The 21,158-nt window shown below is 66.1% G+C and carries 19 protein-coding genes; 15 read left to right on the top strand and 4 right to left on the bottom strand.

The genetic code is table 11. The annotated features are described in order from the left end of the window. Window positions 1-438 precede the first annotated feature (438 nt). The 7 genes from AC6H0N_RS03140 (at window position 439) to AC6H0N_RS03110 (ending at window position 10,448) form a co-directional block, all read left to right on the top strand. A complete protein-coding gene (locus AC6H0N_RS03140) occupies window positions 439-1,662 on the top strand; it encodes an efflux RND transporter periplasmic adaptor subunit (protein ID WP_497572596.1) in 1,224 nt (407 codons plus the stop codon). Beyond that, window positions 1,659-4,850, top strand: coding sequence for an efflux RND transporter permease subunit (locus AC6H0N_RS03135; protein ID WP_497572595.1), 3,192 nt, complete (start codon window positions 1,659-1,661; stop codon window positions 4,848-4,850). Before AC6H0N_RS03140 ends, AC6H0N_RS03135 begins: the two co-directional genes overlap by 4 nt. An 11-nt stretch (window positions 4,851-4,861) precedes the next feature. After that, complete coding sequence (locus AC6H0N_RS03130) at window positions 4,862-6,373, top strand: efflux transporter outer membrane subunit (RefSeq protein ID WP_497572594.1); 1,512 nt, start codon at window positions 4,862-4,864, stop codon at window positions 6,371-6,373. A gap of 467 nt (window positions 6,374-6,840) precedes the next feature. Next, complete coding sequence (locus AC6H0N_RS03125; RefSeq protein ID WP_497572593.1) at window positions 6,841-8,496, top strand: TRIC cation channel family protein; 1,656 nt, start codon at window positions 6,841-6,843, stop codon at window positions 8,494-8,496. A 147-nt stretch (window positions 8,497-8,643) separates the two neighbouring features. Continuing rightward, a complete protein-coding gene (locus tag AC6H0N_RS03120; protein WP_497572592.1) occupies window positions 8,644-9,051 on the top strand; it encodes a COG4315 family predicted lipoprotein in 408 nt (135 codons plus the stop codon). Between the two features lie 111 nt (window positions 9,052-9,162). After that, window positions 9,163-9,741 carry a sigma-70 family RNA polymerase sigma factor gene (locus AC6H0N_RS03115; RefSeq protein ID WP_497572591.1) on the top strand — a complete coding sequence of 193 codons (579 nt, stop codon included), beginning with the start codon at window positions 9,163-9,165 and terminating at the stop codon, window positions 9,739-9,741. Beyond that, window positions 9,738-10,448, top strand: coding sequence for an anti-sigma factor (locus AC6H0N_RS03110; protein WP_497572590.1), 711 nt, complete (start codon window positions 9,738-9,740; stop codon window positions 10,446-10,448). The genes AC6H0N_RS03115 and AC6H0N_RS03110 overlap by 4 nt, the downstream gene beginning before the upstream one ends. A 64-nt stretch (window positions 10,449-10,512) precedes the next feature. On the opposite strand, the gene AC6H0N_RS03105 is transcribed toward AC6H0N_RS03110, so the two are convergent. Beyond that, the gene (locus AC6H0N_RS03105) at window positions 10,513-11,049 is read right to left on the bottom strand and encodes an NADPH-dependent FMN reductase (RefSeq protein ID WP_497572589.1); all 537 of its coding nucleotides are present in this window, start codon (window positions 11,047-11,049) and stop codon (window positions 10,513-10,515) included. A 215-nt stretch (window positions 11,050-11,264) separates the two neighbouring features. Between AC6H0N_RS03105 and AC6H0N_RS03100 the strand changes: the two genes are divergently transcribed. Then, window positions 11,265-12,959 (top strand): DUF945 family protein, encoded by a 1,695-nt coding sequence (locus AC6H0N_RS03100; protein WP_497572588.1) that lies wholly within the window; start codon window positions 11,265-11,267, stop codon window positions 12,957-12,959. 57 nt (window positions 12,960-13,016) lie between these two features. On the opposite strand, the gene AC6H0N_RS03095 is transcribed toward AC6H0N_RS03100, so the two are convergent. Beyond that, window positions 13,017-13,511: a hypothetical protein gene (locus tag AC6H0N_RS03095; RefSeq protein ID WP_497572587.1), complete on the bottom strand. Its 495-nt coding sequence runs from the start codon at window positions 13,509-13,511 to the stop codon at window positions 13,017-13,019. A gap of 205 nt (window positions 13,512-13,716) precedes the next feature. Here AC6H0N_RS03095 and AC6H0N_RS03090 point away from each other — a divergent pair, with 205 nt between their 5' ends. The 3 genes from AC6H0N_RS03090 (at window position 13,717) to AC6H0N_RS03080 (ending at window position 15,082) form a co-directional block, all read left to right on the top strand. Beyond that, the gene (locus AC6H0N_RS03090; RefSeq protein ID WP_497572586.1) at window positions 13,717-14,319 is read left to right on the top strand and encodes a DUF6498-containing protein; all 603 of its coding nucleotides are present in this window, start codon (window positions 13,717-13,719) and stop codon (window positions 14,317-14,319) included. A gap of 129 nt (window positions 14,320-14,448) precedes the next feature. Beyond that, window positions 14,449-14,739 carry a nucleotidyltransferase family protein gene (locus AC6H0N_RS03085; RefSeq protein ID WP_497572585.1) on the top strand — a complete coding sequence of 97 codons (291 nt, stop codon included), beginning with the start codon at window positions 14,449-14,451 and terminating at the stop codon, window positions 14,737-14,739. After that, the gene (locus tag AC6H0N_RS03080) at window positions 14,732-15,082 is read left to right on the top strand and encodes a HepT-like ribonuclease domain-containing protein (RefSeq protein WP_497572584.1); all 351 of its coding nucleotides are present in this window, start codon (window positions 14,732-14,734) and stop codon (window positions 15,080-15,082) included. The genes AC6H0N_RS03085 and AC6H0N_RS03080 overlap by 8 nt, the downstream gene beginning before the upstream one ends. 134 nt (window positions 15,083-15,216) lie before the next feature. Here the strand turns inward: AC6H0N_RS03080 and AC6H0N_RS03075 are convergent, their stop codons facing one another. Next, window positions 15,217-16,221, bottom strand: coding sequence for an alpha/beta fold hydrolase (locus AC6H0N_RS03075; RefSeq protein ID WP_497572583.1), 1,005 nt, complete (start codon window positions 16,219-16,221; stop codon window positions 15,217-15,219). Between the two features lie 584 nt (window positions 16,222-16,805). Here AC6H0N_RS03075 and AC6H0N_RS03070 point away from each other — a divergent pair. Further along, window positions 16,806-17,258 (top strand): PA2169 family four-helix-bundle protein, encoded by a 453-nt coding sequence (locus AC6H0N_RS03070; protein WP_497572582.1) that lies wholly within the window; start codon window positions 16,806-16,808, stop codon window positions 17,256-17,258. Window positions 17,259-17,553: 295 nt separating this feature from the next. Continuing rightward, on the top strand, window positions 17,554-18,480 hold the full coding sequence (locus AC6H0N_RS03065; RefSeq protein WP_497572581.1) for a 2-dehydropantoate 2-reductase: 927 nt from the start codon (window positions 17,554-17,556) through the stop codon (window positions 18,478-18,480). Between the two features lie 13 nt (window positions 18,481-18,493). Here AC6H0N_RS03065 and AC6H0N_RS03060 read toward each other — a convergent pair whose 3' ends face one another. Continuing rightward, window positions 18,494-19,399, bottom strand: coding sequence for a LysR family transcriptional regulator (locus AC6H0N_RS03060; RefSeq protein ID WP_497572580.1), 906 nt, complete (start codon window positions 19,397-19,399; stop codon window positions 18,494-18,496). A 109-nt stretch (window positions 19,400-19,508) separates the two neighbouring features. Between AC6H0N_RS03060 and AC6H0N_RS03055 the strand changes: the two genes are divergently transcribed. Together AC6H0N_RS03055 and AC6H0N_RS03050 are read left to right on the top strand one after the other, a co-directional pair. Next, a complete protein-coding gene (locus AC6H0N_RS03055; RefSeq protein ID WP_497572579.1) occupies window positions 19,509-20,150 on the top strand; it encodes a glutathione S-transferase family protein in 642 nt (213 codons plus the stop codon). Window positions 20,151-20,160: 10 nt separating this feature from the next. Then, the gene (locus AC6H0N_RS03050) at window positions 20,161-21,153 is read left to right on the top strand and encodes a pyridoxamine 5'-phosphate oxidase family protein (RefSeq protein WP_497572578.1); all 993 of its coding nucleotides are present in this window, start codon (window positions 20,161-20,163) and stop codon (window positions 21,151-21,153) included. Window positions 21,154-21,158 lie beyond the last annotated feature (5 nt).

The following is a 21,158-nucleotide window of genomic DNA, read 5'->3' as shown; positions in this document are numbered from 1 at the left end:
CGTCGACGCCGTGTTTCACTCAGCGCCCTCGAGTGCGTGCCCTACGGTTGCGCCGCGCAATTCCTCAGGGCAGATGCGTGCCCTGCGGCGCTTGCCCGACCGGTGAGGGCGGCGAAAACAATGCTGTCACGTGCGCGTGTTCTGCTGCGGATCGAGCGCGCAATTCACCGGCTTGCTGCGGCTTTGGCCGTGGCCGAAATGTCATGGAATCGACCGGTTTGCCTCTCGTGCGGATCGCGTGCGTGCGCGATGCTGCATCGCGACATGGCATTTGGGCGACGGCCGAATTTGGGCCCCATTTTGCATGGATTGTTCGTCATGCACGAACAGTGTTACCAAATTCTCGATATTTATTTATCCGACTAAAAGACTCAACATTGTCGCCGACCCCGCCGTCATGGGCGGCGTATTCCGAATTCATCGACAGGGATTATTGATATGTCACTCACACGCAAGCGTCTTGTCATCGCGCTTTCCGCCGTGACCATTGCGGTGATTGCCGCGGTGGGCGCCTTCCGCGTTCACGCCGTGGCCGACCCCGCGGCCGGCGCCGCACCGCAGGCCACGCCGGTGGACGTGGCCACCGTTGTGCATCGCGGCATCATTGACTGGCAGGACTATTCCGGCCGGCTCGAAGCGGTGGATTACGTGGCCATCCACCCGCAGGTCTCCGGCACCATCACCGAAGTGCATTTCCGCGACGGCAGCCTGGTCGAGGCCGGCGCGCCGCTGTTCACGATCGACCCGCGTCCGTACGAAGCCGCGGCCGAGAGCGCCGAAGCGCGCGTGACGGCAGCCGAGGCGCGTGCCGCCTACACCGCCTCCGAACTGGAGCGCAGCAAGCGCCTGATCGCCGACAACGCCATTGCGCGGCGCGACCACGACCAGCGCGTGAATGCGGCACGCGAAGCGGCCGCCGAACTGCTGGCGGCGCGTGCCGAGCGCACTGCGGCGCGGCTCGATCTGTCACACACGCGCATCACCGCGCCGGTGGCGGGCCGCGTGTCGCGGGCTGAAGTCACGCTGGGCAACCTGGTGTCGGCCGGCACGACTTCGGCGCCGCTGACCACGCTGGTGTCGGTGGCCACGCTGTACGCCTCGTTCGAGGTCGACGAGCAGAGCTACCTGAAGCACATCCACGGTGCCCTAGTGCGCGGCAGCCGCATTCCGGTGCTGCTGGGCCTGGCCGATGAGGAACACTATCCGCGCGTCGGCATCGTCGACTCCGTGGACAACCGCCTTGATCCGGCCTCCGGCACGATCCGCGTGCGCGCCGTGTTCGACAACGCCGACGGTATGTTGCTGCCTGGCCTGTACGCCCGTGTGCGCCTGGGTGGTGCCGAGGAGCGCGTCGCCACGCTGGTCGATGAACGCGCCATCGGCACCGACCAGAACAAGCGCTTCGTGCTGGTCGTCGATGCTGAAGGCCGCGTGCATTACCGCGAAGTGAAGCCCGGTCCGGTGATCGACGGGCTTCGCGTGATCGAAAGCGGCCTGGAAGAGGGCGAGCGCATCGTCGTCAATGGCCTGCACCGCGTGCGCCCCGGCGCACTTGTGGCGCCGCAGGATGTGCCGATGGGCGGCTCGGCTGCCGCACCGGCCGCGCCCAAGTCGGCGAACGGCACGGTGGCCGGCTCGGATGAAGGACGCATCCGCACATGAACATCTCCAAATTCTTCATCGACCGCCCGATCTTCGCGGGCGTGCTGTCGATCCTGATCGTGCTGGCCGGTGCGCTCTCGATGTTCCAGTTGCCGATCTCGGAGTACCCCGAAGTCGTGCCGCCGTCGGTGGTGGTGCGCGCGCAGTTCCCCGGCGCCAACCCCAAGGTCATCGCCGAGACGGTGGCCGCGCCGCTCGAAGAGTCGATCAACGGCGTCGAGAACATGCTGTACATGCAGTCGCAGGCCAACAGCGACGGCAACCTCGCCGTGACCGTGCACTTCAACCTCGGCATGGACCCCGACAAAGCCCAGCAGCTGGTGCAGAACCGCGTCGCGCAGGCCATGCCGCGCCTGCCCGAAGATGTGCAGCGCCTGGGCGTGACCACGGCCAAGAGCTCGCCGACCATGACCATGGTGGTGCACCTCACCTCGCCGGACGACCGCTATGACATGACCTATCTGCGCAACTACGCGGTCATCAACGTCAAGGACCGCCTGGCGCGTCTGGAAGGCGTGGGTGAGGTTCGCCTGTTCGGTTCCGGCGACTACGCCATGCGTGTTTGGCTGGACCCGACCAAGGTCGCGCAGCGCGAGCTGACCGCGGGCGACGTGGTGGCCGCCATCCGCGAGCAAAACGTGCAGGTCGCCGCGGGTGTCATCGGCGCCTCGCCGACCGGCATTGACGTGCCGCTGCAGCTTTCCGTGAACACCCAAGGCCGCCTGCAGACCGAGGAAGAGTTCGCCGAAATCATCCTCAAGACCGCGCCGAATGGCGCTGTCACGCGCCTGGGCGATGTCGCCCGCATCGAGCTGGCGGCGTCCGAATACGGTCTGCGCTCGCTGCTCGACAACAAGCCGGCCGTGGCCATCCCGATCTTCCAGACACCGGATGCCAATGCGCTGGACGTGTCTGACCGCGTCCGTCAGACCATGGATGCGCTGGCACGTGATTTCCCGTCGTCCATCGAATACCGCATCGTCTACGACCCCACGCAGTTCGTGCGCTCGAGCATCAAGGCTGTGATCCTGACGCTGCTCGAAGCCGTGGCGCTGGTGGTGCTGGTCGTCATCATCTTCCTGCAGACCTGGCGCGCTTCGATCATCCCGCTGCTGGCGGTACCGGTGTCCATCATCGGCACCTTCTCGCTGATGCACATGTTCGGCTACTCGATCAACGCGCTGTCGCTGTTCGGCATGGTGCTGGCCATCGGCATCGTGGTGGATGACGCCATCGTTGTGGTCGAGAACGTCGAGCGCAACATCGAGGCCGGGCTGAGTCCGCGCGACGCGACCTACCGCGCCATGCGCGAAGTCAGCGGGCCGATCATCGCGATCAGCCTGACGCTGGTGGCGGTGTTCGTGCCGCTGGCCTTCATGACCGGCCAGTTCTACAAGCAGTTCGCGATGACCATCGCGATCTCGACGGTGATCTCGGCCTTCAACTCGCTGACGCTCTCGCCGGCGCTGTCGGCCATGCTGCTACGCGGCCACGATGCGCCGCCCGACGCACTGACGCGCGGCATGAACCGCGTCTTCGGCGGCTTCTTCGCGCGCTTCAACCGCTTCTTCGGGCGTGCTTCCGAGAGCTACGGCCGCGGCGTCACCAGCGTCATCGCGCGCAAGGGCCGCAGCATGGTCGTGTATGTGCTGTTGCTGGGCGCCACCGCAGGTCTGGCCTACGTCCTGCCGGGCGGCTTTGTGCCGGCGCAGGACAAGCAATACCTGATCGGCTTCGCGCAACTGCCGCCGGGCGCTTCGCTCGAGCGTACCGACGCGGTGATCCGCGAAATGGGCGACATCACGCTCAAGCATCCGGGCGTCGAGAGCGCCGTGGCCTTCCCCGGCCTGTCGATCAACGGCTTCACCAACAGCTCCAGTGCCGGCATCGTGTTCGCCACGCTCAAGCCGTTCTCCGAGCGCAAGGGTGAGGGCATGTCGGCCAACGAGATTGCCGGGGCGCTCAACGCGCAATACGCCGGCATTCAGGAAGCCTTCATCGCCGTGTTCCCGCCGCCGCCGGTGATGGGCCTGGGCACCATGGGCGGCTTCAAGCTGCAGATCCAGGATCGCGCAGCGCTTGGTTATGCCGAACTCGAAGCGGCCACGCAGGCCTTCCTCGCCGCGGCGCAGAAGGCGCCCGAACTGGGGCCGATGTTCACCAACTACCAGGTGAACGTGCCGCAGCTCGACGTCGATCTCGACCGCGTCAAGGCGCGCCAGCTCGGCGTGCCGGTGACCGAGGTGTTCGACACCATGCAGGTGTATCTGGGCTCGCTGTACGTGAACGACTTCAACCGCTTCGGCCGTGTGTATCAGGTGCGCGCCCAGGCGGATGCCGAGTTCCGTGACCGGCCGGAAGACATCGGCCAGCTCAAGACGCGCAACGCCAATGGCGACATGGTGCCCTTGTCGTCGCTGGTGCGCGTCACGCCGGGCTTCGGGCCGGAAATGGTGGTGCGCTACAACGGCTACAACTCGGCCGACATCAACGGCGGGCCGGCACCGGGCTATTCGTCCAGCCAGGCCGAAGCCGCTGCCGAGCGCATTGCCAACGAGACGCTGCCGCGTGGCATCCGTTTCGAATGGACGGACCTCACCTACCAGAAGATCCTCGCCGGCAACGCGGGTATCTGGGTCTTCCCGCTGTCGGTGCTGCTGGTGTTCCTGGTGCTCGCCGCGCAGTACGAGAGCCTGCGCCTGCCGCTGGCGGTGATCCTGATCGTGCCGATGGGCATCCTCGCCGCGCTCGCCGGGGTGTGGGCCACGGGTGGTGACAACAACCTGTTCACGCAGATCGGCCTGATGGTGCTGGTGGGGCTGGCGTGCAAGAACGCCATCCTGATTGTCGAGTTCGCCCGCGAGCTGGAGATGCAGGGCATGCAGCCGATCCCTGCCGCCATCGAGGCCAGCCGCCTGCGTCTGCGTCCCATCCTGATGACGTCCATCGCTTTCATCATGGGCGTGGTGCCGCTGGTGCTGTCGTCCGGCGCGGGCTCCGAGATGCGTCAGGCCATGGGCATTGCGGTGTTCTTCGGCATGATCGGCGTGACCTTCTTCGGCCTGTTCCTCACGCCGGTGTTCTACGCCTTGCTGCGCACGCTGGCCGGCGCCCGCCCGTTGCACTCGGCCGCACCGCATGAGGCTCCGCTGACCGTGCCGCACGTTGCGCCGAACTCCGCGAATTGAAAGGAATCCGCATGACGATTTTTGAATCCCGGCTCCCCGTGGTGTTTGCCAGCGTGCTGGTGCTCGCTGGCTGCTCGCTGGCGCCCAAGTACGAAGTGCCCGAGGTCGCCACGCCCACCGCCTTCCGCCACGCCGAACCGCTGGCGGCCGGCGAGGCCGGCTCGTGGAAAACCGCCGAGCCTTCCGAGGCCGCTGCGCGCGGCGAGTGGTGGAAGATTTTCGACGACGCGGTGCTCGACGCGCTGCAGGCCGAAGCCCTCGACGCCAACCAGGACTTGCGCGCCGCCGCCGCCCGTCTGCAGCAGTCGCGGGCCGTGCAGCGCAGCGCCCGCGCCGACCGTTTCCCCACCGTTGATGGCGGTTTCGGCCCGACGCGTCAGCGTCCGTCGCCGGCCTCGCAAGGCCTGCCTGAAGACGCCGACACCGATCCGAACACACTGTGGCGCGCCCAGCTTGGTCTGTCCTACGAGATCGACGTGTTCGGCCGGGTGGCCAACAGCGTGTCGGCCGCCGGAGCCGAACTGCAGCGCGACGAGGCGCTGTTCCGCTCGGTGCTGCTGGCGCTGCAGGCCGACGTCGCGCACACCTATTTCCAGCTGCGCGAACTCGACGCCGAGCAGGCCATCTTCGCCAACACGGTCGCGCTGCGGGCCGAAGGCCTGCGCCTGATGGAGCGCCGCTTTGCCGAAGGCTTCATCGGCGAGCTGGACGTGGCGCGCAGCCGCACCGAGCTGGCTACCGCGCAGTCCGAATCGCTCGGTGTGCAGCGTCAGCGCGCGGTTGCCGAACACGCGCTGGCCTTGTTGCTCGGCCGCAGCCCGGCGGACTTCCGCTTCGGGCCGCAGCCGCTGCAGCGCATCACGGTCAGCGTGCCGGCCGGTCTGCCGTCGGAACTGCTCGAACGCCGTCCCGACATCGCCGCCGCCGAGCGCGCGATGGCCGCCGCCAATGCCCGCATCGGCGTGGCGCGTGCCGCCTTCTTCCCCAGCCTCACGCTGACCGGCGCGGCTGGTTTTGAGTCCGGCGAGCTGGGCGACCTGTTCCAGTGGAGCAGTCGCACCTTCCTGCTCGGCCCGGTGGCCGGCACCATTCTGTCATTGCCGATCTTCGACGGCGGTCGTCGCCGCGCTGGCGTGGATCGCGCGCTGGCGGTGTGGGAAGAAGACGTCGCCACCTACCGCCAGACCGTGCTCAACGCCTTCCGTGAAGTCGAGGATGGCCTCGCCGGCCTGCGCATCCTGTCCGAGCAGACCCGCGCGCAGGACACCGCCGTGGCCGCCGCCGATCGCGCCGTGGAGTTGTCGCGCGTGCAATACCGTGAAGGCGCCGTGAGCTATCTCGACGTCATCGAGGCCGACCGCAGCGCGCTGACGCAACAACGCGCCCGCGTGCGCCTCGACGCCGAGCGCGCCCGCACCGTGGTGTCGCTGATCCGTGCGCTGGGCGGTGGCTGGAATGCACCGCGCACCGCTGCGGCGGACGGAGGTGTGACGCTCACAGCGTCCGCCAGCGCTTCGCGCTAAGGCGTCGTTCCCAGGGTGCGTGCCGCCGAGGCACTCACCCTGGGCTACGCAGGCCGCGGGCAGCTTCCCGTCGGCGGCCCGATCCATCCCACAGATCCCCCTCAACACCCCATCCGGTTCGCATTGCCGGGTGGGGTGTTATTCCGTCCAGGGGCGGATATCGGTGGTGTCGCCCAAAGCCGTCACGCTGCGCGCCCGAACATCGACACAAGCGGCCGATGAAGCAGTAACCTGCACGCGCGGCTTGGGGCAGAAGCGATTAACGCTGCGACCGGGCGTCACGCGCCGCGTCACAACGGGTGGCCGCCACGAGGGCATCGCGATGGCGATGCAGGAAATTGGAGGTGGGTGTTGCGCTCATGTATGTTCTACAGATCGAGCTCCGCAAAGGCGCTCGCCCGGTGACGCTGAAACAAGCTCTGCGCAACCGATCGTGCCGCGCCGTATTGGCCCTGCTGGCGTGGCTCATGTGTTTCCTTCCCGGTCTCGCGTCCGCCCAGCCCGACACGCTGCGGCTGCAACTCGGCTGGCTGCATCAGAGCCAGTTTGCCGGCGTGTACATGGCGCTCGCGCGGCGTCATTTCGAGGCCGAAGGCCTGAAGCTCGAGCTGATCGAGGGCGGGCCGGGCATCTCGTCCATTCAGTCGCTGCAACGCGGCGACGCCGATCTGGCCATCGCCTGGCTCGACACCGCGCGGGCTGCCGGGCCGGGGCCGCAAGCCGTCAATATCGCGCAGATATTCAGTGGTTCGGCGCTGATTCTGGTGTGCCACATGCGCTCCGGCATCCTCACACCGCAAGACATCGCCGGCCGCGAAATCGGCACCTGGAACATCGGTGACGATGCCTTTGTGCGTCAGCTTCTCGAGCGCCTCGGCGTGCCGGCCGACTCGCTGCGCTTCGTGCAGCAACGGCCGGACGGCGCCGACCTGATCGACGGCACGCTGCCCTGCGCGACGGCCATGACCTACAACGAGTACCTGAAGATCCTCGCCGCCGGCGTCGACCCGTCAGAGCTGCTTGTGCTCGACCCCGACGCCCTCGGCTTGCCGCACATCGAAGACGGTGTTTACGTGCTGCGCGATCGCCTCGCAGACCCCGCCTTCCATGCCGCCGTAACCGGCTTCGTGCGCGCCTTGCGCAAGGGCTGGCACGAGGCGCAAATCGCCCCGACGCTGGCGCTCGAATCGGTGTTGCGCATGAATCCCGAACTGCAGCGCGATCACCAGCAGCAGATGCTCGAAGCCATCCTCAACGTGATTCCCGAGCGCAGCCAGTTCGGCTACTTCGATCTCGCGCGTCTGGATGCTTCCGCGCCGCCCGAAAAGTCAGGGCACGCCGACGCAATGTGGACCCACTCGGTGTGGAACGCGCTGCTGCAGCAAGAGGGCCGCGCCCAGGCGCTGACGCCGGCCACGCGCTACTACGCCCAGAGCGTGCTCGACATGCCGGCATTCAAGGCCTTGTTCCTGATCGGCATACTGACCTTTGCGCTGGCCGCCGCGCTGGAAGGCATCGCGCATGGCTACGATTTCTATGGTCGCCTCGTGCTCGCTTTCCTCGCCAGTCTGGGCGGCGGCACCCTGCGCGACCTGCTCATCGGCGAGGCGCGCCAGCCCCTGTTCTTCGTTGCCGATCCGATCTATCCGGTGGGTGTCCTGCTGATCGTCATGGCCGCCTCGTTCATGACCATGTTGCGGCCCGACATTCACCACACTGCGCGATTCCGCTCGGTGAAGCACTGGGTCGATCTGGTCGGCTTCTCGGTGCTTGCCGTCGGTGGCGCAACCATTGCCATCGCCGCCAACATGCCCTGGTACTGGGCCCCGTTCTGCGCGGCCATGACGTGCGCGGGCGGCGGCGTGTTGCGCGACATCGTCATCAATCGCGAGCCCGGCACGCTGAAAGGGCTGATCTACGAGGAAGTGGCCATCGTCGGCGGTGTGCTGCTGGTGGCCGGCATGTGGCTGGCCAACCACTTCGAGGCCAGCCCGACCGGCGTCTATCTGGCGATCGGCATTTCCACGTTGGCAACCGGCGTGCTGCTGTTTGCCGTCAAACGCTTTGGTCTGCGCTACCCGCAAGGCCTGGGCAACCTCAACGCGCCCGACCGCGCGAACTAGGGCCGTGCGACACGGGCCGCTCCGCGCTCCGTGTCGCCGGCTCACGCCTGCCGAAATATTTTTTCGCTACCCCTGTCTCCAATCGTGGTTCGCCTTCGTATATGTCTTCGAGCGTGTGCTCGTATTCGACATTTCAAGGAGAACATCATGAACCTCAAGACCTTCGCTGCTGTTGCCATGCTGTGCGCCACCCCGTTCGCGTTTGCGCAATCCGTCACCCAGAGCAACGGCATGATGGCCGACGCCGACGGCCGCACCCTCTACACCTTCGACAAGGACAGCGCCGACCAGAGCAACTGCTATGACGGTTGCGCCGCCGTGTGGCCGCCGTTCATGGCCAAAGAAGGCGCAACGGCCAAGGAAGGCTTCAGCATCGTGACGCGCAAGGACGGCGGCAAGCAGTGGGCCTACAAGACCATGCCGCTGTACTACTACACGCCGGACACCAAGCCGGGCGACGCCAACGGCGACGGCAAGGGCGGTGTGTGGCATGTCGTGAACATGGGCAAGCCTGCCGCTGCTGCCTCCAAGAGCAGCTCGAGCTACGGCTACTGATTGCCGCCGGGCGCCGGGGCGTGACGAATGCATTCCCCGGCGCTCCGTGGCTTGACGTATGCATGTGCGCACGTCACATTCGGGCCTCGCCCAGCGGAGCCCGAACCCCCGATGTCCCGATCTTCTGACGCCCCCGACCTGCAGCATTTGCTGTCGCGGGTTTCCCTTGGTGACCGCAAGGCGTTTCGTGAGTTGTACGACGTCTGCGCGCCCACGCTGCTGGGCGTAGCTCTGCGTCTGCTGCGCCGTCGCGACCAGGCCGAGGACGTGTTGCAGGACGCCTTCGTGGCCGTCTGGCACCGCGCCGCCAGCTATTCCCCGCAAGCCAGCCAGCCCATGACCTGGCTCACCGCCATCGTGCGCAACCGCGCGCTCGATCTGCTGCGCGGGCGTGACCGCGACGCCGTTGAAGACGGCTCCAGCGGAGACGCCGACGAACGCCTCGCCGGGCTCGAAGACGACAAGCCCGGCCCCCTCAACCTGCTCGAACAGGCCGCCGATACGCTCCACATCCGCGGTTGCCTGGACGCCATCGACGGCCCGCAACGCCAGTGCCTGGCGCTGGCCTATTACCACGGCCTATCGCACTCCGAACTGGCCGGCCACCTCGGTGCGCCGCTGGGCAGCGTCAAGGTCTGGCTGCGGCGCGGCATCGACCGCCTGCGCCGCTGTCTGGAGGCGCTGGCATGAACTACGACAAGCCCGAACTCCTCGACAAGCTCGCCGCCGCCTATGTTTTCGGCACGCTCTCCAGCCGCGCGCGCCGCCGCTTTGCACGCCTGCGGCGCACCCTGCCGGCCGCCGACGCCGCAGTGCTGGCATGGGAAGCGCGCACTGCAGCGCTCGCTCAGGCGGTCGAGCCGGTCGCGCCCTCGCCGCAGCTGTGGCAGGGCATCGAGCGCCGCCTCGACGGCGCCAAACCCGCCGCTAAGCGCTCGCGCCACTGGTGGCAACCGGCCTTCGGTTTTGCCTTCGGTGTGTTCGCCGTGGTCGCAACGCTGCGGCTGTACCCGCCGGGTATCGACGCCGTGCTGCCGCCACAGGCCGAAGTCCCGACCAAGGGCTACGTCGGCATCCTGCTCGACGAAGCCGGCGTGCCGACCGTGCTGGCCAGCTCATCGCGCCACGGCCGCCACATGTTCGTCAGCATCAAGCGCCCGGTCGCCGTACCGGACGGCAAGGTGCTGCAGCTGTGGGCCGTGCCGAACAACGCCGCGGCCTTCCCGCTCGGCACCGTGCAACCCGAAGGCCAGACCGTGTTCGAGATGGCCGGCACGTCCGAAGAGTTGCTCAAGGACGTCACCCGGCTGGCGGTTTCCATCGAAGACGCGCCGGCCAGCGCCGGTGACGAGCCGTCACCGTTCGTGGTTTCGGGTCACTGCGTAAAGCTCTGGTAACGACTTCCGGCTTGTGGGGAACGGCACCGTCGGTGCGCCCCCGCAAGCCGAAGCAAGGCGTCGTCTACTTGTTGCTCGCCACGCGCTCGGCCAGCACCTTCATTTGCTTGCGGATGAGCTGCGTCAGCTTTTCGTCGGTGAGGTTGCCGTCCTCGTCAAAGGCGCCGGCAAAGGCGTTGGCGAAGATCTCGGGCTTGTTCAGCGGGCGCATGTCGAGGGCGACGCATACCTGGCGTGTGTGGTACTGCGAACGCGAAGTGCCCATGCCGCCGCCGGCACCCATCATCGCCACCGGCAGACCGGCCAGCAGCACGTTGTCCGGCTCGCGCGAAGCCCAGTCGATGATGTTCTTCAGGGCCGGCGCCATCGAATAGTTGTACTCGGTGCACCCGAACACCAGCGCGTCGGCCTCGCGCAGTTGCTCAAACACGCGCTGCACGGCTGCCGGCTTTTCGGGGTGGTCCTGCACATAGAACGGAATGTCGCCCAGCTCGGCGATCTCCATCGTCACGCCTTCCGGCAGGTTGGCCGCTGCTGCGCGCAGCATGCCCTTGTTGGTGGATTTCGGGCGAAGACTGCCTGCGATGCCTAGAAACTTCATGAGGTGCCCCTCCTTGTAAAATGAATTTGCGACGATTCGCCGTGTCACGGGCAGACAAACCCCGCGGCCAAGCGTTCATATCGGGCCGGCGTTGTCATGGCTGGCGAGTCGGCAAATAACTTTACAGCGCGGCGGCACGTGGCCTCACAATTCCGTTGTTATATTTCGTTCGCGCGTCAGTCTGCACGCGCGTTCCCTGACCTGCGGAGTCCCACATGAAGAAAATCCTGCGCATCGCCGCGGCACTGGCCGTGCTGGTGGTGGCGTATGTACTGATCGCGTTCGTAATCGGTCGCGTGATCGTGTCCGAAACCGAGCGTTTTTCCGAGGCGCTTGCGCAGCAGGAAGGCGTGACCGTGCACCGTCTCGACTACGAGGCGGGCCTGTTCGACGGCGTGCTGCGCTACGACTTTGACTACGTTCCGCCGGCCGACGGCATGCTGGCCGCTACCGAGTGGACCGGCGTGCGCAATGCGCGCGGCGAGATGGCGGTGCGTCACGGGCCGTGGGTTGGCAACGGCGTTGCGCTGGCTGCGGGCGATGGTCGTGTCGAAGTGCCGGTCGAGCTGCGTTCTGCGCTGCCGGGGCTGGAGGCCGACAAGTCGCTGGTCGACGTGACGCTGCGCTATCACTTTGATCGCTCGGTGCGCGCCGACTTTGTCTGGCTGGAGCACGAAGGCCCGGTGGTACTCAATGACGGCCTCGATACGCGCGGCACGGCACGCCTCAAGGGGGCTAACGGCTGGGCGCAGTTCGATTCGTCGCTGAGCTGGCTCGACTTCAACTACGGCGTCGAGGCTGCGCTGGTCGAGACCACGGCGCCGGTCGAAGAGGCGGCGCGCATGTCCTTCAACGGCCTGCGCGTGCAGGGCGAGCTGGAGCGCGTCGACGCGAACTGGACCGGCACGCTCAACACCGGGCTGGACGGCTTCGAGTTCGTCAGCCGCGACGGTGTCCTGCGCGTCGAGCAGCTGCTTGGCGATGCCTTGCTGGGCGTTGTCGGCACGGCCGAGGGGCCGCGCCCGAGCGTCAAAGGCAACATGACGCTGCGCTCGTTCAACGTCGAGGCCATGGGCGAGCACCCTGGCAGCCTGCGCGTCGGCAATGTGCGCGCCGAGGCCGATCTGCTCGAAGACTGGCCGCAACTGTGGAGCGGCACTTCCAGCCTGCACGCCAGCAATATCGAAACCGTCAGCGTCGGCGTCGACGTGCGCACCGAGTTCATGAGCCTCGAGTCCGACACCACGCGCCGCGGCCCGCTGCTTGATCAGACTCTCACGTTCAAGCTCGGCCCCATGCTGTGGGGCCAGACGCGACTGGGCGGTGGCCGTCTGGCGCTGTCGCTGAAGGGTATGGATGGTCCGTCGCTGAGCCGTCTCGTCGAAGTTGCCGCGCTCAACGCGCAGGTTCCGCCGCAGGCGACCGATCAGCAGGTCGAACAGGCCATGATGTTGGCCGCCGAGGCGACCTTCGTCGGCACGCCCGTGGTGTCCATCGACCACGCCGGCCTCAGCGTGCTGCAGGAAGACGACATCCGCAGCAATCTGGAGCTGTCGCTCACCGAGTCCACGCTGTCGCCGGTCAACTGGCTCGAACTGCCCGAGCGCCTGAAGGTGCAGGGCGGCCTCACGGCGAAGCTGGATGCGGTCAATCAGCTCTTCCGGCTGGCCGCCGAAGCCGAGCACAAGGGGCAGGGCCTCGACGCCGCAGCCGTGCGCGACATCGCCGACACACGCTACATGGAGTGGCTGCAAGGCATGCGTGACCTGCCTTACGTCACCGTCACCGCCGACGCCGTCACGTCGGATGTCGGCTTCACGGGCGACGTGCTCACCTTCAACGGCCAGCAGGTCGATCCCATGCTGCTTCTGCTGATGCTGGCGATGTTCGGCGAGGCGCTGGGGCAGTAAGCGCAACAAACTTGCAACGCCCCCCGGAGGCAACCGCCTCCGGGGGGCGTTTTCGTTTTATGCCGTGGTCCCGCGAATGGCGCGCAGCTTGCTGTCGGCCATTGGCCGTAGTAACAGCCCTGCGATTGTGCAAAGCGCAAAAACCAAAAGCTCAATCGGGCTGAAAAGCCCAGCGATCGTCAAGTACGCCGGCGGTGCGAGCATGGCCGCCGCATAGACGGTGGACTTGGGTCTTGCTGCAAACGAAACAATCAGCCAGATGGCAAAGGACCCCCAGGCCGGATGGATTGGCTCTGATAGTCGGGGAGGGAGGGGACTTTCCTTGTTGCGGTGTTTTCGATTCAACTCTTCAAGCTCGGCGTGCGCTCGCGCAGTGGCTGCGTCCAGTTCTTCCATCGAGTAGGTCTTTGACAGAAGTTCTTCCTTGGACAAGGTTCTTGGTTGTGCAAGAGAGTGATTGAAGTCGGTCACAACTGTGCTTGTCCAGCCCGACAGCACAGAGCAGGCCAAGCCGATCAGAAAGAACAGTAGTCCTGTTTTCAGTTTTCTCATTCGTCATGACGTTCGATGTGCAGCACGGTGAAGATTCGCGCGAGTTGCGCAGCCGAGGGATTGGATGGCGTTGCGATAATGGTTGAAATCCCATCGTTTTGAAACCGCCGTGCAACCTGACGCCGTTTTATGCCATTCGGCGGCAGGCCGTCGTCATGCCATGGGCACTACAATGCCCGCACCGACCTGTGTGGAATCACCCCGCATGAGCCCGTCCGCCCGCAACCTGATCCTCGCCAACGCTGCCACGCTGCTGCTGGCCATTGCATTTGAGTGGGACGTCGGCTGGCTGATGTGGCCGTACTGGATCCAGAGCGTCATCGTCGGCTACTACGCCTGGCGGCGCATGATGTCGCTGCGCGATTTCAGCACCGAAGGCTTCACCTCCAACGGCCGGCGCGTGTCCGAAGACGAAGCCGGCAAGCGCTCGACCGCGCGCTTCTTCGTCATCCACTATGGTTTTTTCCACGTCGGATATCTGGTGTTTCTGCTGGCCGAACACAGCGTGACGGTGCCGCTCGAAATTGCCGCACTGCTCGGCTGCGGCCTGTCCTTCGTACTGTCGCAACGCGAAACCTGGGCAGCCCAGCACGCCGCCGATCTGCAGGGCCGGCCCAACATCGGTTCCTTGATGTTCCTGCCCTATCTGCGTGTGCTGCCGATGCACCTGGGCATCATCCTCACCGGCTCGCTCAGCGGCGGTGCCGTGGTGCTCACCTTCTTCGTCGTGCTCAAGACACTGTCCGATCTCGGGCTGGACTATGCGGATCGGCGCATGGCGGCGAAGGTGAAGCCGGCCACTTCGTGATCCCATGCGTGAGGTTTGTGCCAGAAGGAATGGTCGGCCTGAAACCTGCCGAGCTCATTTCCGCGCGCTAGAATGCCTCATCGCCAAAGCGCGTGACCGTCTGAGTCTGCGCTTACCGGAGGCCACCCCATGAACAGGCAGCACATCCTCGATTTGTTGGAGCGCTCAAAGCCCGAACTGCAAAGCCGTTTCGGTGTGGAGCGTCTCGCCCTGTTCGGCTCCGCTGCCCGCAACGAGGCTACCGAGGACAGCGACGTCGACGTGCTCGTCGCCTTCGATGGCCCCGCAACTTCCCAACGCTACTTCGGTGTGCAGTTTTACCTGGAAGACCTTCTGGGCCGCTCAGTCGACCTGGTCACGGAAAAGGCTTTGCGGCCGGAACTGCGTCCCTACATTGAACGGGACCAGATCAATGTCTGAAGTGCGGGCCTGGCATTTCTACGCCGAGGACATGATTCGGTTCGCAAACGCCGTACTCAGCTACACCCGCGGCATGGAGCAGAAGGACTTCGTTGCTAATCGTCTGGTGTACGACGCATCGCTGCGTAATCTCGAACTGGTTGGTGAAGCCGCGACACACATCCCGGCGCATATCCGGGAAGCTCACCCGTCGGTCCCATGGCGCATGATCGTTGCCACGCGCAATCGATTGATCCACGGTTATCTCGGGGTAGATGACGACACCTTGTGGAGCATCGTTTGTGATGATCTCCCGTCCTTGGTCGAGCATCTGAATGCTTTGCTTGGTGGAGATGTCGCCTGACGTTCGTCGGTTGGCTGCATGTGCTGGTTTACCGACAGGGCAGTAAGTTGCGCTGAACGTGTGCAGGAAAGAAAAAGGCGCTGACTTCGGCTTGAAGTCAGCGCCTTTTCAATGGCTCCGCTGCAACGAGCCGATCAGTTGCGGCTCAGCAGTTCCAGCAGGTCGGCGTGGAAGCGCTTCGGGTCCTGCACCTGAGGCGAGTGGGCCAGATCCGGGTAGAGCTTGAGCTTCACATCCGGAATGCGCTCGGCCACGTCGCGTGCCATGGCGGGGTAGTCGCCCAGCTTCTTGCGCTGGTCTTCGGGCACCAGGTGTTTGCCGATGGCGGTGTTGTCGTGTTCGCCGATGATCAGCACGGTCGGCACCTGCAGGCGGTGAAACTCGTGATACACGGGCTGCGTCAGGATCATGTCGAAGGTCAGCGCCGAGTGCCAGGCCACCGTCTCCTTGCCCGGCCCGTTGAACATGCCGGCCGACATGTCCACCCAGCGGTCGAACTCCGGCCGCCACTCGCCGTTGTAATAGGTGGTGCGCTGGTAGTTCTTGATGCCTTCGCGCGTGGTCTTGAGCTGGCCGGCGTACCAGTCATCCACGCTGATGTAGGGCACGCCCTTGGCCAGCCAGTCTTCCAGCCCGATCGGGTTCACCAGCACCAGTTGCTCCACGCGCTGCGGATACAGCAGCGCATAGCGGGTGGCCAGCATGCCGCCCATCGAATGCCCCATCACCACGTGTTCCTTCACGCCCAGGTGATCGAGCAGTGCGGCCGTGTTGTGCGCGAGTTGGTGGAAGCTGTACTGATAGCCGTCGGGCTTGGTCGAGCGGCAGAAGCCGATCTGGTCCGGCGCCACCACGCGGTAGCCGGCCTCGGTCAGTGCCTCGATGCTGTCTTCCCAGCTTGCTCCGCAAAAGTTCTTGCCGTGCAGCGCCACCACGGTGCGGCCATTGGCCTTGCCGGTGGGCTTCACGTCCATGTAGTTCATCTGCACGTCCTTGCCTTGGGACGTGAAGGCAAAGCTGCCCACCGGATGCGGGTAGTCGAAGCCTTCCAGGTTGGGGCCGTAGGACGGCGCGTTGGCCAGCGCCATGGCCGGGGCGCAGAGCAGGGCGGGGATGAGCGGGCGAAGCCAGCGATGCATGGGGAGCCTCCGTGTTGTTGTGTGAATGCCGCGCCACTACACGCGGCCTTGCTCTGGCAGCGTGGCGCGGCAAATGTTCCGGATGCGCGCACCTGATCTGGCATGACGGATGCGACAGCAAGCCACGTCGCCGGGCAAATGAAAGAGCATGTTTTGCGGCGCCGGCCGATTCCCCGCTTTCTCCCACGCCGGCTCGTCGAGCCGTCGGCTGCGGTCGCATCGCGGCGCTGCCTTGGGCATGGCCCGCAACGCCGCTTTTCAGCGCCTGCAGCTCCCTCCGCGGGTGCCGCGCGGCCCGCGGAAACCTCAGCCGTGGCCGACTGCGGTGCCCTTAATAACTTTGTTTCATCTGCCTCCGCCCACGCCTTTCGGATCGTCGCGGCTGCATGTTTGAATGATTTCAGGCGCTCAAGACCATATCTGCCAGCACTTGCAGTCTGGACCGAGCGACCGGACGGGCAATCGAATCCAGATTGGTCGGCGGCCGATGGTGTTGGCCTCCAACCCATCGGAAACGGGTAGTCGAGCTCACGGCAAGGCTGCCGCGCCCCGCGCCATTTCCATCATTCCCAAGGAGAACCTGAATGGATACGAAAGGCACGATTTCTGTACTCAACGACCTGATCGAAACCAGCAAGGACGGCCAGGCCGGCTTCATCGAATGCGCCAAGGACGTGGAATCCGCGCGCCTCAAGTCGGTAATGACCGCCCGCGCTCGCGAATGCGCCGACGCCGCCGAGGAACTGCAGCGGCTGGTACGTGCCCTGGGCGGCGAACCCGAAACGGACACCAGCCTGAGCGGTGACATCCATCGCCGCTGGGTCGGCCTCAAGGAGCTCGTCACCGGCAAGGACGACACCGCCATCCTGAACGAATGCGAGCGCGGTGAAGACGTTGCCAAGAAGAGCTACAAGGAAGCCCTTGAGAAGGATTTGGCGCCCGATATCCGCGCAGTGGTGGAGAAGCAATACCAGGGCGTGCTGCGCAACCACGACCAGATCAAGGCGCTGCGTGACGCAGCGCGCGCAACCAGCTGAGGGCTAAGCCCTCGCGCTGAAGTGCCGGTCAGACGCGACTCCGCGTGTCTGACCATGCGTCAGCAGCAGTGCAGCGCAACAGAAAGGGCGCGGACTCCATTGCGGACTCCGCGCCCTTTCTCCGTCTGGTCGTCACGGCCTGCTTCGGGCCGCCGGCTTCAGCTGATGTCGAGCAGAACAAATGCGCGCCTGAATCAGGCTGCCCGCCGCTCCAGCAGCTTTCAGTCCGCGCCGCGCCCTACCGGCCACAATGCCCCGCATGCGCCACATCCGGCGGAGCAAGGGCGGGCCTCACATGAAAATACTGATCCTGGGCGCTGGCGGCATCGGCGGTTATTTCGGCTTGCGGCTGATCCAGTCCGGCGCCGACGTCGACTTTCTCGTCCGCCCCGCGCGCGCCGAGGCGCTGCGCCGCAACGGCCTGGTGCTCAAGAGCCCGCTCGGCGACGCGCATTGCCCGGCCAACGCCGTGACCTCCGTCACCGATGCGCCCGGCACCTACGGTCTCGTGCTGCTCTCGTGCAAGGCCTACGACCTGGATGCCGCGATGGACGCCATCGCCCCGGCGATGCAAGGCGGCGCGCTGGTGCTGCCGCTGCTCAACGGCTTCGCGCATCTGGCGCAGCTCGATGCACGCTTCGGCCGATCGGCCGTGCTGGGCGGTGTCGCGCACATCTCGGCCACCCTCACGCCCGACGGCGAAATCCACCACCTCAACACCCTGCATCGCATCTACGCCGGCCCGCGCGACCCCGCCACCGCCGATACGGCCCATGCGCGTCTGCAGCCGCTTGCCCATTGCGGCATTGCCTTCACCGAGTCGCCCGACATCGAAGCGCGCATGTGGGACAAGTGGATCTTCCTCGCTACGCTTGCCGCGGCCACCGGCGCGCTGCGCGCCAGCATCGGCAGCATCCTCGAAACCGGGCAGGGCAAACACATCGTGCTTGCGCTGCTGGACGAATGCCTTGCTGTGGCGGCCACCACCGGCCACCGCCCTGAGGCCGCTCAGTTAAACACCTACCGCGATACGCTCACGGAGGCCGGCTCGCCGCTCAAGGCGTCGATGCTGCGCGATCTCGAAAGCGGCGGGCGCACCGAGGGCGAGCATGTGATCGGCGAGTTGGTGAAGCGCGCCGAGGCGGCGGGTGTCGAAGTGCCGCTGCTGCGCTTTGCGCTGGCGCATCTGCAGGCATACGAAGTGCAGCGCGAGCGGGCCTGAGGCCGCTCTGCCTTCAGCGGACCGCGCCGCCATGCTGCTGTTCGCGCAGCTCGCGGGTGATCCAGTCGATGAAGGCACGCGTGCGCGCCGGCAGCAGCCGCGCATGCGGATACACCACATGCACCGGCATCGGCGGCAGTTCGAAGTCTTCCAGCAACACGCGCAGTTCGCCGCGTGCGAGGGCATCCGCCACCTGATACGAGATGAACATGCCCGGCCCCTGGCCGGTCACGCAGGCGTCGACGGCCGGCGCGATCTGGTTGAATTCGAGCCGGCCGGCCGCAGGCACCGAGAACGTCTCGCCGCCCTCGGTGAAGTGCCACCACGACGCGGTGCTGCGCGTGAAGCACACGCAGGAATGGGCGAGCAGATCGCGTGGATGCGCGGGCACGCCGTGGCGGCGCAGATAGTCGGGTGACGCGACCACCAGCCGACGCAAGCTGCCGACCTCCCGCGCCACCAGCGACTGATCCTCCAGCGCGCCGATGCGCACGCCCACATCAATGTGCTCGTCGAGCAGGTTCACCACCCGGTCGTGCAGTTGCAGGCTAACGCGCATCTTCTCGAACTGCTGCACAAAGCGCGTCACCGCCGGCGCGACATGCAGCGTGCCGAACATCACCGGCGCGGTGACGGTGATCGAACCGCTCGGCTCGATCGCGCCGCTCACCAGCAGGGTTTCCACCTCCGCAATGTCGGCCAGGATGCGCCGGCCGTTCTCGACGTATTGCCGGCCTTCGTCGGTCATCGACAAGCGCCGCGTCGTGCGGTTGAACAGCCGCACGCCGAGTTGCGCCTCCAGTGCGGCCAGCGTGCGCACCACGGCGGGCAGCGACAGGTCGAGGCGGTCGGCCGCGGCGGTCAGGCTGCCGCCGTCGGCAATCTCCACCGCAATCTGCATGGCCTTGAGCTTGTCCATTGCGCGCTCCTGCGATTCATCCGGTTATTGCAAGAGTGTAGTCATTCCGCGGCATTTATTTACCGATCGTGCTGGAAAACAATGGGCCACCTCAACCAGGGAGCACACCATGACCGCCGCCAACACCCTTCGCGCCACTCCGGCCCTCACGTTGCACGGCTTTGCATTGTCTGGCCATGCGCATCGCATCGAGCTGTTCCTGTCGCTGCTCGGCTTGCCCTTCGAGCGCATCGACGTTGATCTGGCCGGCGGCGCACACAAGCGCCCCGAATTTCTTGCCATGAATGCCTTCGGCCAGGTGCCGGTGCTGCAGGACGGCCCGCACACCCTCGCCGACGCCAACGCGATCCTGGTCTATCTCGCGCGCCAGTACGGCGCCGGCCACGCCATCGACTGGCTGCCCGAAGCCCCGCATGCCATGGCCGAGGTGCAGCGCTGGTTGTCGGTTGCGGCCGGGCAGCTCGCCTTCGGCCCAGCGCGTGCGCGCCTCAAGGTGGTGTTCAAGGCAGATGTGGATGCGGAGGACGCCCGCAACCGCGCCGCACAATTGCTGACGGTGATGGACAGCGAACTGGCCCGGCGCCCGTGGCTCGTGGGCAATACGCCGACGCTCGCCGACGTGGCCAACTACAGCTATGTCGCCCACGCGCCCGAAGGCCACGTTTCGCTCGATCCCTACCCGAACGTGTGTGCATGGCTGGCCCGAATCGAAGCGCTGCCGGGCTTCGTGCCGATGCGCAGCGCCGCCTGAGGAGACTGCAATGGACACGCAACCGGACACCAACCCCGCCGGCCTCGCCCGCGGCTTTCATGCCGGCGAAATCGCGGTGCAGGCCCGCACCGGTGCGGCCGCCAAGATGGCCGAGCTTGGCCCGCGGCTCATTCGCGACCACATGCCCGAGCAGCACCGCGAGTTCTTCGCGCAACTGCCGTTCATGCTCGCGGGCGGGCTGGACGCGGCCCGTCAGCCCTGGGCCACGCTGCTCGCCGGCCCGCCCGGTTTCGTCGATACGCCGGATGCGCAAACCCTGCGCATCGCCGCGCAACCCGGCCCGCAAGACGCGCTGGCCGGCGCATTCACCCGCGGCGCGCCCATTGGCCTGCTTGGCCTGCAGGCGCACACCCGCCGGCGCAACCGTGTGAACGGCGTCGTCGCTCAGTCGGGCGATTCGGGTTTCGACATCGGCGTGCTGGAGAGCTTCGGCAACTGCCCCAAGTACATCCAGGCGCGCGAAGCGCAGCACGTAGCGCAAGCGCAGCCGCAGGGCAGCGTTGTTGAGTCAGCGCGGCTGGACTTTGAAGCCCGCCGCATCGTGGCCGGGGCGGACACCTTCTTCATCGCCACCGCCCACCCGGATGCCGGCACGGATGCTTCCATTGCCTACGGCGTGGATGTCTCGCACCGCGGCGGCAAGCCGGGCTTCGTCCGCATCTCGCTGGATGCCGATGCCGACCTGCTGACCATTCCGGATTTCACCGGCAACGCCTTCTTCAACACGCTGGGCAACATCCAGCTCAACCCGCGAGTCGGTCTGCTGTTTGTGGATTTCGATGGCGGTCAGCTGGTGCAGATCGCCGGCACCGCGACCATCGACCACGACAGCCCCGAGCTTGCGCACTACGCCGGGGCCTTGCGCCTGCTGCGCGTGCGCATCCACGCCGTGCGCCGGCTGGCCGGCGCCATGCCGCTGCGCTGGAGCAAGCCGGCCGAGTTGTCGCCGCATCTGGCGGCGACCGGGGAATGGCCGGGCTGAGGTCG

The organism is Pseudazoarcus sp. NS34 (assembly GCF_059703725.1).
This window is presented reverse-complemented; position numbering and strand designations above follow the sequence as displayed.

Excerpts from the sequence above, each read along its gene's own strand:
- AC6H0N_RS03095 (WP_497572587.1), bottom strand. The coding sequence starts at position 13,511 with ATGAGAAAACTGAAAACAGGACTACTGTTCTTTCTGATCGGCTTGGCC.
- AC6H0N_RS03135 (WP_497572595.1), top strand. The coding sequence starts at position 1,659 with ATGAACATCTCCAAATTCTTCATCGACCGCCCGATCTTCGCGGGCGTG.
- AC6H0N_RS03140 (WP_497572596.1), top strand. The coding sequence starts at position 439 with ATGTCACTCACACGCAAGCGTCTTGTCATCGCGCTTTCCGCCGTGACC.
- AC6H0N_RS03125 (WP_497572593.1), top strand. The coding sequence starts at position 6,841 with ATGTGTTTCCTTCCCGGTCTCGCGTCCGCCCAGCCCGACACGCTGCGG.
- AC6H0N_RS03115 (WP_497572591.1), top strand. The coding sequence starts at position 9,163 with ATGTCCCGATCTTCTGACGCCCCCGACCTGCAGCATTTGCTGTCGCGG.
- AC6H0N_RS03120 (WP_497572592.1), top strand. The coding sequence starts at position 8,644 with ATGAACCTCAAGACCTTCGCTGCTGTTGCCATGCTGTGCGCCACCCCG.
- AC6H0N_RS03110 (WP_497572590.1), top strand. The coding sequence starts at position 9,738 with ATGAACTACGACAAGCCCGAACTCCTCGACAAGCTCGCCGCCGCCTAT.
- AC6H0N_RS03130 (WP_497572594.1), top strand. The coding sequence starts at position 4,862 with ATGACGATTTTTGAATCCCGGCTCCCCGTGGTGTTTGCCAGCGTGCTG.
- AC6H0N_RS03065 (WP_497572581.1), top strand. The coding sequence starts at position 17,554 with ATGAAAATACTGATCCTGGGCGCTGGCGGCATCGGCGGTTATTTCGGC.
- AC6H0N_RS03050 (WP_497572578.1), top strand. The coding sequence starts at position 20,161 with ATGGACACGCAACCGGACACCAACCCCGCCGGCCTCGCCCGCGGCTTT.
- AC6H0N_RS03070 (WP_497572582.1), top strand. The coding sequence starts at position 16,806 with ATGGATACGAAAGGCACGATTTCTGTACTCAACGACCTGATCGAAACC.
- AC6H0N_RS03075 (WP_497572583.1), bottom strand. The coding sequence starts at position 16,221 with ATGCATCGCTGGCTTCGCCCGCTCATCCCCGCCCTGCTCTGCGCCCCG.
- AC6H0N_RS03055 (WP_497572579.1), top strand. The coding sequence starts at position 19,509 with ATGACCGCCGCCAACACCCTTCGCGCCACTCCGGCCCTCACGTTGCAC.
- AC6H0N_RS03060 (WP_497572580.1), bottom strand. The coding sequence starts at position 19,399 with ATGGACAAGCTCAAGGCCATGCAGATTGCGGTGGAGATTGCCGACGGC.
- AC6H0N_RS03080 (WP_497572584.1), top strand. The coding sequence starts at position 14,732 with ATGTCTGAAGTGCGGGCCTGGCATTTCTACGCCGAGGACATGATTCGG.
- AC6H0N_RS03085 (WP_497572585.1), top strand. The coding sequence starts at position 14,449 with ATGAACAGGCAGCACATCCTCGATTTGTTGGAGCGCTCAAAGCCCGAA.
- AC6H0N_RS03100 (WP_497572588.1), top strand. The coding sequence starts at position 11,265 with ATGAAGAAAATCCTGCGCATCGCCGCGGCACTGGCCGTGCTGGTGGTG.
- AC6H0N_RS03090 (WP_497572586.1), top strand. The coding sequence starts at position 13,717 with ATGAGCCCGTCCGCCCGCAACCTGATCCTCGCCAACGCTGCCACGCTG.
- AC6H0N_RS03105 (WP_497572589.1), bottom strand. The coding sequence starts at position 11,049 with ATGAAGTTTCTAGGCATCGCAGGCAGTCTTCGCCCGAAATCCACCAAC.